Origin of the sequence: uncultured Psychrobacter sp. (assembly GCF_947500265.1) — a bacterium.
Lineage (GTDB): Bacteria > Pseudomonadota > Gammaproteobacteria > Pseudomonadales > Moraxellaceae > Psychrobacter.
Map to the genome: position 1 here is coordinate 605977 of NZ_CANMRN010000001.1, position 19289 is coordinate 625265.

Below are 19289 nucleotides of genomic sequence, written 5' to 3' on the forward strand. Positions count from 1 at the left end.
ACCGAGCACAGCAACGCACAAAATGAAATCCCCAATCGTGCACAAGATAAGCTTATGCTAACCGTAGATAAGCTTACTATCATAACTGCTACAGGCATCCAGTTGGTCGATGCGCTGTCTTATGAGCTAAGACAAGGGCAAACTTTGGCTATCGTTGGTGAGTCAGGCTCTGGCAAATCAATTGCCAGTCTTGCGCTATTAGGTCTGTTACCTGATAGTTTGACCATCACGGGTGTGGTACAGCTGGCAAATACGGCAGGTATGTCTACCTTGCCCATAGCGAATGATAAGGCGCGTAATGCTGCACTACGGTCTATTCGTGGACAGCGTATCGGTATGGTATTTCAGGAGCCGATGACCGCATTAAATCCGTTGCATACAGTCGCTAAACAAATTGCTGAATCGTTGCGTCTAAGCGGAATACCTAAAAAGCAATGGCGAGACACCAGCATTGCTTTGCTAAATGACGTCAATATTACAGATCCTGCTGACAAGTTGAACCGTTACCCACATGAGCTATCAGGTGGTCAGCGTCAGCGAGTGATGATTGCCATGGCATTGGCTCAGCAGCCTGATATTTTAATTGCTGATGAGCCAACGACTGCGCTCGATGTTACCTTGCAGCATGAGATTTTGGCGCTACTAGATGATCTCAAACGCAAGCACAATATGGCGATGATACTAATCAGTCATGATCTTAATCTGGTCAGGCGCTATAGTGATGAGGTTATCGTTATGCACCAAGGTCAAACGATTGAACAGGGCAAAACGTCAGCGGTATTTGATCAGCCTAAGGCTGATTATACTCGCACACTTATCAAGCAAGACTTTGGGCAAGCATTAACCATAGAAGACGATAACGTAGATAAACAACCAAGCGTACTAGAAGTGAAGCGCCTTAATGTACAGTTCCCAATTGAAAAAGGTCTGTTTGGTGGTACCAAGCGCTGGTTTGACGCGGTCAAAGATGTCGATATGACACTGCAAAAAGGTCAGGCATTGGGTATCGTCGGTGAGTCTGGCTCTGGTAAAACCACCATTGCGCTGGCGCTTAGCCAACTACTGAGCAACCAAGCACGTGTGAATGGGCAGATAGTGGTCAACGGGCAAGATATCTCAGCATTGTCCAAAAAAGCGCTACGTAACTTCCGCTCGCAGATACAGATGGTATTTCAAGATCCGTTTGCCAGTATTAATCCGCGTATGACGGTCATGCAAATCGTGGAAGAAGGATTGTTAGTACAAGGCGTGGATAAAGTCGCCCGTCAGCAAGCGGTGCTAGATAGTCTGGCTACGGTACATTTACCTTTAGCATTTGCGCAGCGTTATCCGCATGAGCTGTCAGGTGGTCAGCGTCAACGCGTGGCACTGGCGCGTGCCCTCATTATGAAACCAAGCTTACTTATATTGGATGAGCCGACCTCTGCGCTCGATAGTACTACACAGGTAACAGTAGTTAGTTTATTACGTGAAATTCAAGAAAGACTACAAGTCAGCTATGTCTTTATCAGTCATGATCTCAAGGTAGTACGTGCACTGTGTCAGCATATTATGGTGTTAAAACAAGGGGTGTGTGTGGAATCTGGACGTACCGAAGATCTCTTTAATCATCCACAACATACTTACACTCAGCAACTGTTAAAGGCAAGTACTGACTAGTTTAAACGACTTACTGTAGTCACTGAGATTGATCAATCAAACTAAGCGACTAAAATAAGCGGCTTGGTATAAAATTGACACATCGCAGTTCATAATAATAGCGACATATTGAAAAAAGCAGTGGTACAATAATTTTAGAGAGCTGCCCATTTTATAATGCTGTGATGCGTATCTTTATACATTCTGGCGCTCGTAAATTAGTAATATTTAACTGGCTGCCCCAAACGGTCTTTATTGCCGTTAAAACCATCATTAAAAAGGATTTTTGTGCTCATGAAAACACAAAACAGTATTACTAAATTGGTAAAGAACAACAGTTTGCAGCATGCTGGTTATTTGGCTGTCGCTAAGACTCGGGCAAAGGTATTAAAAGCGGTATCTTATGTGATACCTATCAGAAGACCGATGCTCTTTGTCGGTGAGACTGCCTGTGATGAGCTGTGCGATATGCTTATCAATGAAGGCAATACCAATGTGTTTATCGTCACGGATACGGTGCTCAACAAACTGGGCATACCTGCGCAAGTCACTGATTATCTAGACGCGAAAAATATCAGTTATCACATCTATGATGGTATTACGCCAGATCCTACTTTTAAAGTAGTTGAAGAAGGGCTCCGTCAATCTATAGAAGCCAATTGTGACTCTATCGTAGCCATTGGCGGCGGCTCAGTGATCGATGCGGCCAAAATGATAGCCATGTCTCAAGGGAACAAGTGCAAGCCAAAGCAGCTAATCGGTATTCTTAAAGCAAGAAAGCCTGCGACTCCGCTATACTGCGTACCAACGACGGCTGGCACGGGTTCAGAGGCGACACTTGGTGCAGTAGTATCGGATGATAAAACGCACCAAAAAGCATTGTCTATCGACCCAAGAATGGTACCACTAGCTGCAGCAATTGACCCAGTTATCATGAAAGGCATGCCAGCCCATATCACAGCAGATACTGGTATTGATGTATTGACCCATGCACTAGAAGCATGGATGAGTGCCAATGCCAGCGTAGAGACAGATTACTATGCAGCCTCTGCCGTAAAATCTGTTATGCATTATCTACCACTAGCTTATAAAGACGGTGGCAATCTAAAAGCAAGAGAAGAGATGGGTATCGCTGCTCATTACGGTGGGATTGCTTTTAATAAAGCAGGTCTGGGTTATGTGCATGCTATCGCGCATCAGTTAGGCGCTTACTATAGTATTCCTCATGGCCGTGCTAACGCCATCGTGCTGCCTTATGTGCTCAACGTCAATCGCAAAGCGAGCAAAAAAAGACTGGCTGCACTGGCGAAAAGAACTGGTATGGTACAGGATGGTCAAGCAGCCAATGGCGATAGTGAGATAGCAGATCACCTTATCACGCAAGTTAGAGACTTGATTGCAGATCTAAATATTGATCCGACTGTCAATGGTATGCAAACTAGCGACTTTGATGATATTGCAAAGGCAGCTGCAAAAGAAGTCAGTGATACTTATGCCGTGCCAACCTATCTATCAGCCGCTGAGATCAAAGAAATTCTAACGAAAATTAAGCAGGCTAGCGATGAACATGCTGATAGTAATAATGAAACAGCGTCATAGTTTTTTATAGAGCTAGTGATATTAAAATAAAAAAGTCTATTACTCTTTGGAGGATAGGCTTTTTTAATGCATTGAAATAATAAAGTTTCCGTCTTATTTCTATAGTCAACTCATACTAAAATGTATAATCGTTATCAAATGAACGTTTAATTTATCTTGTAATTAAACTCAGTTGATAAAAAATATCTTAATAAACTGTAAATATATAACAGTATAGGAATGTTTCAGTGATACAAAAGCGTTAGGATATTTAAAGGACATTACGCTTAGGAGATTTTCATGAATCGCATATTACCATCTAGAATTATAGGGTTAGTTATCATAGCGAGTAGTGCGATTTACGCAGGCTGTGCATCAACTGAAAACAGCTCTGCTGTAAAAAACACAACTGCCGCTAACCCATATGCACCGACTACGCCAGGATTGGCAGTAGCCACAGTAGCGGGTGGGTGTTTTTGGTGTGTTGAAGCAGGTTATGAAAAAATCCCTGGCGTGGTAGAAGTCGTATCTGGCTATACGGGTGGCACCGCCGAAAACCCAACCTACAAGCAGGTGTCAGCAGGTGGTACTGGGCATACAGAAGCGGCGCAGGTGTATTATGATCCTAAGAAGATTACTTACAACGGCATAGTACAGGCGCTATGGAGAATCGCTGATCCTACTGATGATAAAGGGCAGTATGTTGATCGCGGCACACAGTATCGTCCCGCTATTTTTTACAACAATGCGCAAGAAAAGCAAATCGCAGAAGCGGCCAAGCAATCACTGCAAGCCTCTGGCGTGTATGAAAAGCCAGTAGTGATCGAGATTGTTCCTGCTAGCACTTTTTATCCTGCTGAAGAGTATCATCAAGATTATTATAAAAAGAACCCGATACGCTATAAAGCCTATACCTTCAATTCTGGTCGTTATCAGTTTATCGAGAGTGTCTATGGTAAAAACTATGAGCTTGATTTTAGTAAGTTTACGCCCGAAGCAGATAGCACACAGCAAGTGACGTCAAATAACACAGCGGATAGCAAAGTAAGCAAAGGTTTTAACCCAGATACATTTGTAAAACCTTCACAAGATGCGCTAAAGAAGTCCCTTAGTGATATTCAGTACAAAGTCACCCAAAAAGAAGGTACTGAGCGCGCCTTTGACAATGAGTATTGGGATAATAAAGCGCCTGGATTATATGTAGACGTCGTATCTGGTGAGCCACTGTATTCTTCGCGTGATAAATATAAATCTGGTACGGGCTGGCCGAGCTTTACTCGCCCATTGGATACGAGCTTAGTGGTTGAAAAGCCAGATCGAGGGATATTTGGAACCCGTACTGAAATTCGTAGCCGTTACGCGGACTCACACGTGGGACATGTATTTGACGACGGTCCAGCACCGACAGGCAAGCGCTATTGCATGAATTCAGCAGCGCTCCGCTTTATTCCGCTTGCAGATATGGAAGCTGTTGGTTATGGTGATTGGATCGATGATGTAAAACCAGTTGGTTAGCATCAATTCTTGATATGAAAAATGCTCACTACTGTCTAGACGGCATAGTGAGCATTTTTTTGTTCAATGCAATATTATTTCTATTTAGTAAAAAAAAGTGTTCTTCTGAAGTATTTTTTATAATACACTTACTAAAATGTATAATTTTAGTTAATTTTTTAATCAAAGTTTCCGTTACTAAATTGTGAAACTACTTCAAAGGACGCAAGCTATGTTGAAAAAATCACAAGGTGCAGTTGCATCTGCAATAACAGCTATTCCCACTCATAAAGAAGGTCATAAAACAAGCAAGAAGGCATCGTATCTAGCAATTAGTATTTTTGCAGTTAGTGGCATATGTCTAACGGAAGAGTCCGTAGCAGCAACCTACGAAGAGTGTCTGGAGTTTGGTATTCCATTATTGTGTGTGGAAAATGGTGGTCAAGGCATACAGGGTGAAACAGGCCCCAAGGGCGATAAGGGTGACAAAGGAGATAAGGGCGATACTGGTTTGACGGGTGCCCAAGGCGAACAGGGTATGTCTGGTGCTACTGGTGCTATGGGTCCTATGGGTATGCCTGGTATGGATGGTGCTCAGGGCGTGAAAGGTGATACTGGTGCTAAGGGCGAACAGGGCATCCAAGGTCTGACTGGTGCCAAGGGTGATAAAGGCGACATCGGTCTGACTGGTGCTACTGGCGCCCAGGGTGATAAAGGCGACATCGGTCTGACTGGTGCTACTGGTGCCAAGGGTGATAAAGGCGACATCGGTCTGACTGGTGCTACTGGCGCCCAGGGTATCCAAGGTCTGACTGGCGCTCAAGGTGAAACTGGTGCTCAAGGCGAACAGGGTATCCAAGGTTTGACTGGTGCTAAAGGTGATAAAGGCGATATCGGTCTAACTGGTGCTAAGGGCGAACAGGGCATCCAAGGTCTGACTGGCGCTAAAGGAGATACAGGTGCTCAAGGTGAAACTGGTGCTCAAGGTGAAACTGGTGCTCAAGGTGAAACTGGTGCTCAAGGTGAAACTGGTGCTCAAGGCGAAACTGGTGCTCAAGGCGAAGCAGGTAAGGATGCTAATATCAATGTCGCTATACAAACCTCTAATAGTACAACCACACCAGCCCAAGCGACAGGCAAAGATGCCATTGCGATAGGTAATGGCGCAGTAGCTGAAGGCAGTCAATCTATTAGTATTGGTGTAGGTAATTTGGTAACAGGTAAAAACTCTGGCGCGATTGGTGATCCAAGCACAGTCAGTGGTTCAGGTAGCTATAGCTTTGGTAATAATAATACGGTAACTGGCAACAACACGGTCGTTTTAGGAAATGGCATTAGTACAGCAGTCAACAACGCAGTCGTTGTTGGAAGTGATTCAACATCAACCCGTGATAACACAGTGTCAGTTGGAGCAGCAGGTAGTGAGCGTCAGGTGATCAATGTGGCTGATGGTACACAGAATACAGATGCAGTCAATATCAGACAGTTGAATACCGCAAAAATCAATGCTGTAACCGAAGCTACCACCTATACTGATAACAAATATGATGTTTTGAATAGCAGTTTTCAAAGCTATTCTAACGGTATAAATCGTCGAGTTGATGATGTGGAAAAAACTGCAAATAGTGGTGTTGCGATCTCTTTAGCGACACAGCAGGCTATTCCCAATCTCAGCCCAGGTAATGTCGCTGTGTTTGGCGGGATGGGTCATTATGAGGGACAGAGTGCTGTGGCTATTGGTGCTGCTACTATGCTAGATAATGGTCGCACGTCAGTTAGCGGCGCATTTGGCTTTGCTGATTCAAGGTTTGGTGGACGAGTTGGTGTGTCTTATATATTCGGTCAATAAATACCTTTTATACATTAAGCAGTCGTAGTTTAAATCTTCAACCAAACAAAAAGGACGCATTATATGCGTCCTTTTTATTTGGTTATTATTCACAACAGCCTAAGCAATTAACAGCGAATTAAAACGCTGGCTGACGCTTAGGTACAGCGCCTAAAAATTCATTACGGGCTTGATTATTGTGTTGATATTCGCCAAGCATCGCGGTGCTACGCGTGGTTGAATGCTGTTTGCTAACACCGCGCATCATCATACACATGTGCGATGCATCCATAACGACTGCGACGCCGCGGCAGCCAGTAACATCCATAATGGTCTGCGCAATCTGCTCACTTAGGTTTTCTTGTATCTGCAAACGACGAGCAAACATATCGACGATACGGGCAAATTTTGACAGTCCTAAGACTTGGCCGTCAGGTAAGTAGCCAATATGAGCGACACCATGGAACGGTAGCATATGATGCTCACACAATGAATAAAACTCAATGTTCTGTACCAGTACCAGCTCGCGATTGGCTGATGGAAACACAGCATCATTGACCACTTCTTCTATGCTTTGATGATAGCCTTGGGTCAGATGGGCAAAGGCCTTTGCAGCACGTACAGGCGTATCTAGCAAACCCGGACGATCTAAGTCTTCGCCAGTTGAAGCAATCAGTTGGCGATAAGATTCGGTACTTTCTTTATAATCTGGGGTTATGATGGGGGTGTTACTCATAAGTTTGGCAGCCATCCAAAATGTGGGTGTAGCTTAACGTTGAATCCTATCATGTGAGGATTCTTATAAAAATTGTGCAAGCTGGGAAGGGCTGTGATTATACTCGAAATCTGCTGAACTTCATACTGCTGTGGCTAGCAGTTGAGTCTTTAATCAATAAAGGGGTGCTTGGTACTTAATCGAAACAATTGTAGTGTTGATATTCGAAGTGCAATTTTTCTCATAAAATAAGCAAACTACTATAGTCTGAGTATTTTATCGTGAAGCGTTGATGCTAAAATGCAATCTAATAACTCGCGAAAAACTCTCATTGTCGATACTACTTGAAGTGATAAGTTGTTGTTAGGTATTTCTATTCTATTAGATGTTTATATTAGTCAATCCAATAACAAGAATCAAATACAGTTTACGACTGTTTACTTAAATTAATTCGTGTATAATAACTCATCTTTTCATTTGTACTATTTAGTAGTCTCAATCTTCTAATTACTCTAAATAAATTCTTATTCTAAATCATCTCGATTGATTCAAAAGGAAATCTTATGCTATTGCAAGGACAACGATTTGTCGTAACTGGCATCGCAAGTAAACTTTCTATCGCTTGGGCTATCGCAGAAGCGCTGCACCGCGAAGGAGCTTCACTAATTCTGACTTACCCGAATGACAAAATCAAAAAACGCGTCGATATGGCCGCTGAAAAATTTGAAGCAGATTTGGTTCTAGAATGTGACGTAGCTTCTGATGAGTCAATTGCTGCATGCTTTGAGCAAGTGACTGCTCACTGGGGTGACGGTATTGATGGTGTGGTACATGCCATTGGATTTGCACCGATGGATCAGTTGGATGGCGATTTTGTCAATGCCACGACTCGTGAAGGCAGTCACATCGCGCATGATATCTCTAGCTACAGCTTTGTTGCATTGGCAAAAGCAGCTCGTGAGTTACTAGCGATGCGTCATGGTTCTATGCTGACATTGACCTATGAAGGCAGCATTTCAGTATTGCCAAACTACAATGTTATGGGTATGGCAAAAGCCAGTTTAGAAGCCAGTGTTCGTTATTTAGCAACGTCTATGGGCGGTGAAGGTATCCGTGTTAATGCGATATCTGCAGGTCCTATCCGCACGCTAGCAGCTAGTGGCATTAAGTCTTTCCGTAAAATGCTTGATATCAGCGAAAAAATTGCGCCACTACAACGCAACATCACACAGACAGAAGTAGGCAATGCCGCATTGTTCCTATTGTCGCCTTGGGCATCTGGTATCACAGGTGAGATTATGTTCGTTGATGCAGGCTTTAATACAGTAGCTATCAGCGAGCAGTTGATGATGCTTGATGAGCCAGCACAGTAATTGTTATAGATGATTCGTTTGATAATAGAAAAGGCAGCCAATTGGCTGTCTTTTCTAGTTATACTATGAGTCTTTTGGGCTACGTGCTTTTTTAGCAATGCGCCTTTTTAGCTGCGTGCCTTTGGACGAGGGATATGATAACCAAGTTACCAAAGTGGATACTATGGGGCGGGGCAGTATTGGCATTTAGTGCTGGTTGCGTAAATACGACGGCGTTAATGGGGTTTGCCAATTTATCAGTGTCGCACGTCACGGGCAATGTAAGCTTGTTTGCAGCGGCTATCGCTCATTCAGACGCGCGTAGTATTTTATATATTGGTACCTTGTTGCTGTCCTTTTTGGCAGGGGCTATACTAAGCGGCTTTGTCATTGGACAGACATCATTGAAACTCGGTCGTCGTTATGGACGAGCGCTATATCTAGAAGCAGCGCTACTGTTGGTTAGCTATTGGTTGTATCAGCAGCATGACTACTTAGGGCAATTAGCAGCAGCAATGGCATGTGGACTGCAAAATGCGATGGTCGCAACTTATAGTGGGGCGGTCATTCGTACCACTCACTTAACAGGGCTAACATCAGACATGGGTGCAGCAATCGGTAACTGGCTTGCGGGTCGTTCTATTAGTAAGCCAACCTTGGGGTTCCAAGCCATTATCTGGTATTGCTTTTGCGGCGGTAGTGCAGTAGGTGCTTTCTTGTTTGCAAAAGTCAGCTATGATGCTTTGTTCGTTCCCATCGCCATTGTGTCGACAGCAGCATTTGTATACAACTATGTCTCAGATCATTTGCCAGAGGTTAGAGAACCAAAAAAAGATAGGCGCTTATCATAATGATAAACGCCTATCGTACCTATTATTAGCCGTATTGGTTTTTGCATGTTTATTTATGTGTAGAATAGCGAGCTATCAAAACATGCTTTGGGCTTATTCTTTATGATCTTCGTGCTCATGCATCCCTTGCATCATATCGAGCATAGAGTCGTCAGTACGTTGTTGATCTTCTTTGGCTAGGCCATCTTGATTGATGTCTTTTGGTGCCATTTTGGTCGTTGAGTCCGTTTTATTTGAGTCTGTCATAAAGTACTCCAGTGTTTTTATTTACTTCTTAATAGAGATGTTTTAATTAAATATTTATTTGTTGACGCTCGTATTTAGTAGCGCTTGGCTTTTATTTAACTTATCTAGTATGCAGTGTGGTCATAGTCTTGTACATATACAGAGTACACTTGTTTAGTGACTATGTGTAACTGATGCTGCACTTAACGATGCAACTAATAATGAAGCTGATCACGTGGTTAATGACTAAGTTTGCGGATTTCTAGCATAAGTTGTAGAAATACGAGTTTCGACGTATATATTTCGAGTGATATCTGTAGATAATTAGATTTACCTCAGTGTTCATGTATTTATCAAAATACATTAACCAACAATTTATGTTTTATTTTTAGGTTTCTTACACCGTCTTTGATTCAATAAGGACATTCTATGTCAGAGCAAAAGCTAGATAGCCATCTTCCTAATGATGGCAATGAATATTTATTTACTGATACCTTCCCAAAAGGTACAGGCAAAGGGCTAATCGTTGTCGCGATTGCCGCGATTATTGCGTTGATTATTTATAATGTGTTGCCGTTCGATATCAATGCGAATAAAGGGCTAGCAATGCTGTTTTTTATCGGCGTGCTATGGCTCACTGAGGCGATACACGTCACAATCACTGCGATCTTGGTGGTTGTGGTTGGGACATTAATTGGCATTCCTGATTTTAATGCTGAAGTCGGTCTGCAAAGCTTTGCTAGTCCCATTATTTATCTCTTCTTTGGTGGTTTTGCCTTGGCGGCCGCGTTACATGTACAAAAGCTTGATAGAAAGATTGCGCTAAAAATTCTATCGTTGTCGGGCGGCAAGCTCAGTACAGCAGTATTTTTGATATTTGGTGTGACGGCATTCTTGTCCATGTGGATATCGAATACAGCGACAACGGCAATGATGCTCCCATTGGCACTCGGTATTTTAACGCAAGTTGATAGTAAAGAAGATCGCGGTACTTTTGTGTTTGTACTGCTTGGTATTGCTTATTCAGCAAGTTTGGGTGGTTTGGGCACGATTGTCGGCTCGCCACCAAATGCCATTGCTGCAAAAGCATTGGATATCGCATTTGTTGATTGGATGAAGTTTGGTATCCCAATGATGTTGATACTATTACCAGTACTGTTGGGTGCGATGTATTTGTATCTAAAGCCGAACCTAAACCGTACTATGCAGCTAGAGCAAGATGAAATCATTCCTTGGACCAAAACCCGCCTATTAACAATTACTGTTTTCATTGTCACGGCAGCTAGCTGGATGTTGTCTAAACAAATTGGGGCTGCATTTGGTATCGAAGATACAGATGCCGTTGTCGCGTTGCTTGCAGCAGTGGCGGTCGTGAGCTTGGGTCTAGTTTCTTGGAAACAGGTATCAGACAACACGGATTGGGGCGTGCTCATGTTATTTGGTGGCGGTATTGCGCTATCAAATATCCTAAAAGTATCAGGTGCGTCATTAGTGTTAGGTGAGACGGTTGCTAATGGCTTACAAACAGCGCCACTATTGGTGGTGATGCTTGCAATCTCAGCCTTTATTATTTTCTTGACAGAGTTTGCATCAAATACGGCTTCAGCAGCGCTCTTAGTACCTGTGTTTGTGGCAATTGCCGAGCATATGGGTATACCGAGTGAGGTCTTAGTACTTATTATTGGTATCGGTGCGTCTTGTGCCTTTATGCTACCAGTTGCTACGCCGCCGAATGCTATTGTGTTTGGTACAGGTTTGATCAAGCAAACAGAGATGATACGTACAGGTGTCATCCTTAATATTATCTCTACTATCATCGTTGGGTGTTGGGCATACTTTTTCTTATTGTAGTTAAATAACTCATGTAGACACAGTCATATGTACAAATGCTAAAAACCCCAATGTTCAAGACAAATTGAACGTTGGGGTTTTTTATGGCTTATCGTATGAGATAACGGTATAGAATGTTTATTATTAACGTCATCTTATTAAATGGATTTGATCACATGACACAGTACTTATTAAAAGCAACTGTTCTGATATTACTAGGCGCAATTGCCGTGTTAATGGCATTTATAGCAAAATATTGGGCACTTGATCGTACCATCGCTGAGTTAAAACAATGGCAACTACCCAACAGCGAATTTATAAACATACAAGGTATGCAAGCGCATGTATCGCAGTCAGCTAATTGTCATGTAAATCGTGGCAATACAGCTGAAAAAGATCAACCTGAAACAATCGTTTTATTGCATGGTACATCGGCGAGTTTGCATACATGGGAGGGCTGGACCAAGGCGCTATCTGAGCAATACTGTGTCGTGAGTATGGATTTGCCAGGGTTTGGTTTGACCGGTCCTTATGTGGACGAAAGCACGCGATACAGCAGCGAAAATTATGCGGCGTTTGTTATTGAAGTACTCAATCATTTGAAGCTGGACCTTGTCACGCTAGCCGGTAATTCATTGGGAGGCAAGGTAGCGTGGCGTACCGCTGCTTTGTATCCTGAGCGTGTCAATCGATTGATACTGGTAGATTCAGTTGGTTATCCAGCAACGCCAAAACATATTCCTATTGGTTTTAAACTTGCTAAATATCCAATGATGTCACCAATTTTAAATCGTATCCTACCCAGAAGTGTTGTTGAGAAAAGCGTTTTAAGCGTGTATGCCGATGACAGTAAAGTCGACGAGAAATTGATTAACAGATACTATGAATTGACCTTGCGCCAAGGTAATCGGCAAGCATTGAGTCGTCGCCTAAATGAAACTGATGATGCCAGTGACCAAGCGCAGATAAAGCAGCTGGACATACCGACTTTAATCTTATGGGGTGCAAAAGACGATCTTATTCCTGTAGAAAACGCCGCGTTATTTCATAGAGATATACGTAATAGTCAGCTTAAGATATTTGATAACTTAGGTCATGTACCGCACGAAGAAGATCCGTTAGCAACCGTTGACGTTGTAAAGCAGTTTTTGATTAGTGAGTCAGAAAATGGATAACTTAGAAAAGAAACAGATAACAACCATCGCTGCGATTTCAGATATTCATAGTAATGTCTACGCCCTTGAAGCTGTGCTTGCTGATATAAGATATCGAGATGTTGATCAGATTGTCAATCTTGGTGATATTTTATACGGGCCAATAGCACCTCATGCTACCTATGAGCTATTAATGGCAAATCGAGATGATATTATTACCATTAGAGGCAATCAGGATAGGCAGATTTATGAAGCTACTATGGCAGAAATTGCTAATAATCCAACCATGGGTTTTATTATCAAAGATCTCTCTAAAAAAGCGATTGAATGGATGCGGTCTTTACCATTTGATTTTCATGTAAGTGAGGATATATACCTCTGCCACGGTTCACCGTCCGATGACATGATATATTTACTAGAGGATATCGAAACGGGTCAACCAATAGTGCGTAATGATGCGACTATATTGGCGTTACTTGATGGTATTGATAATGATGTTATCTTATGTGGTCATACACACATCCCGCGAACAGTAGTACTGTCGTCAGGACAAACTATTGTGAATAGTGGTAGCGTTGGCTATCCAGCTTACGAAGATGATTTGCCTATTATTCATAAGATGCAAACTTATTCGCCTCATGCTAATTATGCTCTTATCAAGTGTATTGAGACTCAACAAGGTAAACATTGGCAAACTGAGCATGTCAGGGTCGCTTATGACCATGAAGCAGCAGCAAATATGGCTCTAAGAAACGGACGTGAAGATTGGGCATTTGCATTGAAGACGGGTAGAGTGATTCCAGTATGACAGTACTTAAAAACGTTCTATCCTAGCAATGACAGCATTACCTTTAGATTAACTATGGGTTTTTATTTAATAGAGATTACGTAAAATGCTAACACTATATATGGTTCAATTGGGCGGCCGTCCTAAAGGCCGTCTGATTGAGCAACACGATATTTTCTTTGGTGCAGCCAGTCAAGTGAGTGACTTGATAGGAGATATCAATGAACATTGGCCTGAGGTAAAAAATAAATGGCATATTGATTCGTATCGAGCGATTGCCAAAGTGGGTAGTTATGCCATTAAGTTAATTGAACCAAGTCAGCAATTAAAGGCTGCTGCTGACTTAAAGTTATTCTTTATCAATCTAGGTGGCTATCAGCAGGACAGTTTTGAAGAATTCCATTATAAGCTACTCATCGTTGCACCTAACCAAGCTGACGCGATCAAACAAGCAAAAAAAAGTGATTTTTATAAGCAATCTACTTTTAAAGATAAAACGTCACCTTTCAATGCAGCTTCTCATATTGATGATAAGTTTGCAGTAGATATAGATGACATATATAACGTAAATGATCTTATCTCCAATGTTCAGCTTTCGATTGAGCCTATTAGTGATACAGATGAGCTGAATGCTAAAGAAGACAAAGAGTACGTCGGCTATCTAAGCATCAAGAATTTAAAGAAATTGGCGCTATAATAGATTTATCTAAATTTCATAAAAGTAACTCAATACACGCTTGATTAAATAAACCTAATGGACAGCTTACGAGAGCAATCAGGACTCGACTAACTTGAATCATACCCCCATTACCCCCATAATCTAACCAATTCTACATAATAAATAGCCTAAGCAAATATGCCCAATACTTCTAAGCCCAATATTCCTGAAAACAGCGATTCAGATACATCTACTGTAAATGAAACTCAAGATACTAAGAAGCCAGCAGTACCACTGGCGGATCTACCAGTACTTGCCAAGGATAGCTATTACTTAAGCCGTCTTGAACGTGAGCTGGCACGTGCTGCTGTGCCTAAGAATAAAAAATCTAATCATGATTCTGAGCAAGAAAAGAAGCTAGATGATGTACTCGCTAAAAAACGTGCTCAGTACGAGAAAATAAAAATGCGTTCTCAAGAAGCTGTGCAGGCACGTATCAATAGTATTCCAAGTGATTTACCTGCCAAGCTAAATCTGGATCTGCCTGTTAGCCAACGCGCAGAAGACTTAGTACAAGCGATTATCGATAATCAAGTTATTATCGTTGCTGGCGAGACGGGTTCTGGTAAAACGACGCAGTTGCCTAAGCTTGCAATGCTAGCAGGGCGCGGTATTACAGGGCAGATAGGGCATACACAGCCGAGACGATTGGCTGCTCGTAGTGTGGCAAACCGTATCGCAGAAGAGCTGGGTGAGCCATTAGGTAATACGGTCAGTTTTAAGATTCGCTTTAATGAGCAAGGGACAGCGCAATCTATTGTAAAGCTCATGACGGACGGTATTCTGCTCGCTGAGTTGGGTCATGATCGGTTTTTGAGTAAGTACGATACGATTATTATCGATGAGGCGCATGAGCGTAGCTTAAATATCGATTTTATTATGGGTTATCTCAAAAAGATGCTGCCCAAGCGCCCAGATTTAAAAGTCATTATTACGTCAGCTACCCTCGATACTAAGCGCTTTAGTGAATATTTCAGCCGTTATGACAATAAGCTCAAACGGCAAGTTCCTGCGCCTATTTTTAATGTAGAAGGGCGTAGCTTTCCAGTAGAAGTCCGTTATCGTCCGTTGACAGATGAGCCAGTGAACAGCTCAGAAGATGACAGCTACGATGATTTTGAAGAGAACCTGCCGCGCGCTGTGGTTGCTGCGGTCGAAGAGTGCTTTAGCGACGCGCAGAGTAAAGGTCACGCCGATCAGGCTGATATTTTGATATTTGCTGCAACTGAAGCTGAGATTCGTGAGACGCAGGAAGTGCTTGAGCGTCATGGCCCTCGCCATACAGAAGTACTGCCATTGTTTGCACGGCAGACTTATGAAGAGCAGCAGCGTATCTTTCAACCATCGGGTCGAGGTCGCCGTATTGTTATCGCGACCAACGTTGCTGAGACCGCATTAACCGTACCGGGTATTCGTTATGTGATTGACTTGGGTTTTGCGCGGATTTCGCGTTACTCATATCGCTCACGCGTACAGCGTTTACCGATTGAAGCAATTTCACAAGCAGCTGCCAATCAGCGTAAAGGTCGCTGTGGGCGTGTTGCTCCAGGTGTTTGTATTCGTCTTTATAGTGAAGAAGATTTTAGTGGCCGCCCTGAGTTTACTGAGCCTGAGATTTTACGTACTAACTTAGCGTCAGTAATCTTGCAAATGGCCAATCTACGTCTAGGTAGTGTGGATGACTTTGAATTCATTGAGCCGCCTGATAGCCGATTGGTCACTGATGGTCATAAATTGCTAGATGAGTTGGGCGCTATTACTTCCAAGAAAGATACCGCTGCTCAGGACAAAGCCAACAAGCCAAAAGTGAGAAAAGGGCTTGACCATCTACGTTTGACAGCAACTGGTCAGAAAATGGCACGTATGCCAATTGACCCAAGGCTGGCACGTATGCTGGTGGCTGGTTCTGATTTTGATTGTATTCGTGAAATGCTGATCGTTGTGGCCGCGCTCGCTGTACAGGATCCACGCGAGCGGCCTGCCAATAAACGCACGCAAGCGGATCAAAAGCATGCGGTTTTCCGTCAAGACGACTCTGACTTTTTGTTTTATTTGAGTCTATGGAAGGCACTGTTTGAAAAAGATGAAGACGGCAACAAACTGTCTGGCAATCAGCGTAAGCAGTTTGCTAAGAAAAACTATTTAAGCTTCCCGCGTGTACGTGAATGGCATCAGACGCATCGTCAGTTGGTGCAAATGGTCACTGAGCTGAAGTTAACTGATGTCAATGAGTCAAAAGCTTCTGATAAAAATGTGGCTGTCAATGATCCGACAGCGATCGAAGACGAAGAATTAAAAGCGGTCAAATATGCCAATCTGCATAGAGCACTGTTAACAGGATTGTTGTCTATCATCGCGCACAAGACCGAAAGCCGCGGTGAGTATTTGGCTGCGCGTCAGCAAAAGGCCAAGATATTCCCAGCCAGCACAGTGTTTAAACAAATACCCCCTTGGGTGATGGCATTTGAAATGGTGGAGACTTCACAAGTCTTTATGCGTACTGTTGCCAAAATCGAACCAGAATGGATTATTTCAGCGGCAGGTGATTTGCTGAAATATCATTACTTCGAACCACACTGGTCCAAGAAAACAGGACGCGTCAAAGCTTACGCGCAGATTAGTTTGTTTGGCTTGATCATTATCAGCAAGCAGCTGACTAACTATGAGCAAGTTAATTTAGTTGAATCACGAGAGATATTTATCCGTGATGGCTTAGTGACGGGCAACTTTGGTCGCAATGCACCATTTTTACAACATAACATGGATAAGATTGCTCATGTTGAGCGTATCGAAGACAAGCTGCGTCGCCGCGATTTGTTGGTAGATGAAGAGACGCTGTATCAGTTCTATGATAAGAAAATTCCTGAGCACGTTGCCAGTCGCAAAGCGTTTGAAGATTGGCGTGCAGAAGTGGAGAAACATGATGCCAAGCATCTATTCTTTACTGATGAAGACGTACTTAATAGCCAAGCGCCGACCACAGGGGACTTCCCAGAAGTGTGGAAGCTGGGCGATCTAAAGCTGCCACTCCGCTATATCTTTGATCCAGCCAGCGATGATGATGGTGTGACCATACGTGTACCGCTTGCCGCATTACCGCAGCTCGACGCGATTGAGCTACTGTGGGGCGTGCCCGGTTGGCGCTATGAATTGGTGTTGCAGCTGCTCAAGTCGCTACCAAAAGAGATACGTCGTCAAATCGTACCGATACCCAATACTGCAGACAGTTTGTTTGATGAGTTGCAACCAAAGGGTGGACAAGGGTTACTGAAGCAGCTGTGTCAGGCATTACATCGTCGCGGTATCATGTCGGTGACGCCAGAGAACTTCAATCCATCTACGATTGATCGTTATTTGCAGCCACAAATCTGCGTGGTCGATGAGAAAAACCGTATCATCGAAAAAGGCCGTGATCTACAAACCCTACAGATTCGTCATGCATCTGAAACCAGTCAAGCGGTAAATGAGCAGCAAGGCGTGCATACTGAGTTCCCTGAGCATTTTGCTTTTAGCAAAAACCATCATAGTGCAGGTGTGGTGATGAAACAGTTTGCAGCGCTTGTCGCTGATGAAGCGGGAGAAGCTGTATCGATTCATCAATACACTGATGTCAATGCAGCACTTCAAGCACATCGTATCGGGGTACTGACTTTAATCAAAGGCAAACTTAGTGCAAAGAAAAAGCAGCTAACGAGCCAAATCGACAGTATATTTAAACTGGCATTTGCGCCACTTGGCGACATGGATAAACTCAAAACGATTGTTATAGATGCTGCGTTAGACGCGGCTCTCGAAGAGCACTACGTCTTATTTGATCATTCTGAGAATTTACCAGAAAGCGCCGATGATATTGCAGTCGGATTGAGCGAAGAGCTACCGTTTACCTCTGAAGAGTATACCCAGACTCTCGAAGTGGTAGTGCATAACTTTTTATTAACTGGTCAAAGCGTCATCAAAACGCTTAAGCATGTCTACACTCGTTGGCAACGTATTCGCCAAGGGTTGCTAATGTTAGATCGTGAAATATTTGGTGAGTCTATCGATGATATCGAAGATCAGTTAGAAGATTTACATTTGGCTGATTTTGTTTATCGGATGGACTATAGCCACTGGCAACAGTACCCACGCTATCTTGAGGCGCTACAGATTCGATTAGAGCGTCTGGAGCACAATCTCGATGCAGACCTTGATGGCGTATACGCGCTTGACTTGCATATGGAGCGGCTAGCAGGACGTGCGGACAAAGAAGCCATTAGTGAGTATCGCTGGATGGTGGAAGAGTATCGTATTCAACTGTTTGCCCAGCCTATGAAAACTCGTATGGCAGTATCGCCCAAGCGTCTAAGCAAGATGTGGGACAAGGTGAGTTAGGCTAAATCTTAGGCTTGTATGGTACGTTATGTTATAGAGCGCACATTGATCTTAAGATACGGGCTCTATAACTAAGCGTTCTAAATGCCATATGTTACCTACTAAATTGGATATCAATCTCAAATAAAAGGACAATTAAAATGTGGGATGAACGCTATAGCGGTACAGAGTTCGCATTTGGCACCGAACCTAATGATTTTTTGAGAGAGACATTTGAGCAGATACCTGTAGGTGGACACGTACTTTGTCTAGCAGAGGGCGAGGGTAGGAATGCAGTATTTTTAGCTGAGCAAGGCTTCAAGGTGACTGCGATGGATCTGTCCGAAGTAGGTTTGAACAAAGCGAACAAGTTGGCCAAAGATAGAGGGGTAGCTATTACCACCCAAGTAGCTGATTTAGCAGATTACAAATTTGGTCAGGATAAATGGGACGCCATAGTTTCTATCTGGGCACATGTTCCTAAAACGGTACGTCAATATGTACACGCACAAGTTGGCACTGCTCTCAAGCCAAATGGAGTATTTATCGTCGAAGCTTATACAGAACGACAGCTTGAAACAGAGGCAGTCGGTGGACCACCAGCCAGTCAAAGGGAACGTTTTGGCGCTTTAGAGAACTTTCAACATGAGCTTGTAGGGCTGAAAGAGATTGTTGGTGTAGAGAAGTTGCGTATGGTATCAGAAGGAAAGCGGCATCAAGGGTTTAGCGCTGTAGTACAGTTTGTTGGCAAAAAAGTCAGCAACTAGCC

General features: G+C 43.2%; 14 protein-coding genes. 12 read left to right on the forward strand and 2 right to left on the reverse strand.

The window, feature by feature from the left end; all coding sequences use genetic code 11:
* Nucleotides 1–54 precede the first annotated feature (54 nt).
* The 4 genes from Q0788_RS02530 (at nt 55) to Q0788_RS02545 (ending at nt 6559) form a co-directional block, all read left to right on the forward strand.
* Nucleotides 55–1659 (forward strand): ABC transporter ATP-binding protein, encoded by a 1605-nt coding sequence (locus Q0788_RS02530; RefSeq protein ID WP_298807681.1) that lies wholly within the window; start codon nt 55–57, stop codon nt 1657–1659.
* Between the two features lie 273 nt (nt 1660–1932).
* The gene (locus tag Q0788_RS02535; protein WP_298807628.1) at nt 1933–3237 is read left to right on the forward strand and encodes an iron-containing alcohol dehydrogenase; all 1305 of its coding nucleotides are present in this window, start codon (nt 1933–1935) and stop codon (nt 3235–3237) included.
* A 279-nt stretch (nt 3238–3516) separates the two neighbouring features.
* Nucleotides 3517–4731 carry a peptide-methionine (R)-S-oxide reductase MsrB gene (msrB, locus tag Q0788_RS02540; protein ID WP_298807629.1) on the forward strand — a complete coding sequence of 405 codons (1215 nt, stop codon included), beginning with the start codon at nt 3517–3519 and terminating at the stop codon, nt 4729–4731.
* 211 nt (nt 4732–4942) lie between these two features.
* Nucleotides 4943–6559: a YadA-like family protein gene (locus tag Q0788_RS02545; protein ID WP_298807631.1), complete on the forward strand. Its 1617-nt coding sequence runs from the start codon at nt 4943–4945 to the stop codon at nt 6557–6559.
* A gap of 118 nt (nt 6560–6677) precedes the next feature.
* Here Q0788_RS02545 and folE read toward each other — a convergent pair whose 3' ends face one another.
* Nucleotides 6678–7274, reverse strand: a complete 597-nt coding sequence (gene folE / locus Q0788_RS02550; RefSeq protein WP_191113649.1) for a GTP cyclohydrolase I FolE — start codon at nt 7272–7274, stop codon at nt 6678–6680.
* A 542-nt stretch (nt 7275–7816) separates the two neighbouring features.
* On the opposite strand from folE, the gene Q0788_RS02555 reads away from it, so the two are divergent.
* On the forward strand, nt 7817–8626 hold the full coding sequence (locus Q0788_RS02555; protein ID WP_101205004.1) for an enoyl-ACP reductase: 810 nt from the start codon (nt 7817–7819) through the stop codon (nt 8624–8626).
* A gap of 134 nt (nt 8627–8760) precedes the next feature.
* Entirely contained in the window at nt 8761–9456 is a 696-nt protein-coding gene (locus Q0788_RS02560) for a YoaK family protein (RefSeq protein ID WP_057760330.1), read from the forward strand.
* 93 nt (nt 9457–9549) lie between these two features.
* On the opposite strand, the gene Q0788_RS02565 is transcribed toward Q0788_RS02560, so the two are convergent.
* Nucleotides 9550–9702 carry a hypothetical protein gene (locus Q0788_RS02565; protein WP_166739249.1) on the reverse strand — a complete coding sequence of 51 codons (153 nt, stop codon included), beginning with the start codon at nt 9700–9702 and terminating at the stop codon, nt 9550–9552.
* Nucleotides 9703–10110: 408 nt separating this feature from the next.
* Here Q0788_RS02565 and Q0788_RS02570 point away from each other — a divergent pair, with 408 nt between their 5' ends.
* The 6 genes from Q0788_RS02570 to Q0788_RS02595 all read left to right on the forward strand — a co-directional run bounded on the left by Q0788_RS02570 (nt 10111) and on the right by Q0788_RS02595 (nt 19287).
* Nucleotides 10111–11532 carry a DASS family sodium-coupled anion symporter gene (locus Q0788_RS02570; protein WP_298807633.1) on the forward strand — a complete coding sequence of 474 codons (1422 nt, stop codon included), beginning with the start codon at nt 10111–10113 and terminating at the stop codon, nt 11530–11532.
* 155 nt (nt 11533–11687) lie between these two features.
* A complete protein-coding gene (locus Q0788_RS02575; protein ID WP_298807634.1) occupies nt 11688–12686 on the forward strand; it encodes an alpha/beta hydrolase in 999 nt (332 codons plus the stop codon).
* Nucleotides 12679–13473, forward strand: coding sequence for a metallophosphoesterase (locus Q0788_RS02580; RefSeq protein ID WP_298807635.1), 795 nt, complete (start codon nt 12679–12681; stop codon nt 13471–13473). The genes Q0788_RS02575 and Q0788_RS02580 overlap by 8 nt, the downstream gene beginning before the upstream one ends.
* An 85-nt stretch (nt 13474–13558) precedes the next feature.
* The gene (locus tag Q0788_RS02585) at nt 13559–14149 is read left to right on the forward strand and encodes a DUF1543 domain-containing protein (protein ID WP_102091714.1); all 591 of its coding nucleotides are present in this window, start codon (nt 13559–13561) and stop codon (nt 14147–14149) included.
* A gap of 159 nt (nt 14150–14308) precedes the next feature.
* Complete coding sequence (gene hrpA / locus Q0788_RS02590) at nt 14309–18541, forward strand: ATP-dependent RNA helicase HrpA (RefSeq protein ID WP_298807636.1); 4233 nt, start codon at nt 14309–14311, stop codon at nt 18539–18541.
* 140 nt (nt 18542–18681) lie between these two features.
* Nucleotides 18682–19287 carry a class I SAM-dependent methyltransferase gene (locus Q0788_RS02595; protein WP_298807637.1) on the forward strand — a complete coding sequence of 202 codons (606 nt, stop codon included), beginning with the start codon at nt 18682–18684 and terminating at the stop codon, nt 19285–19287.
* The last annotated feature ends 2 nt before the right edge of the window (nt 19288–19289 follow it).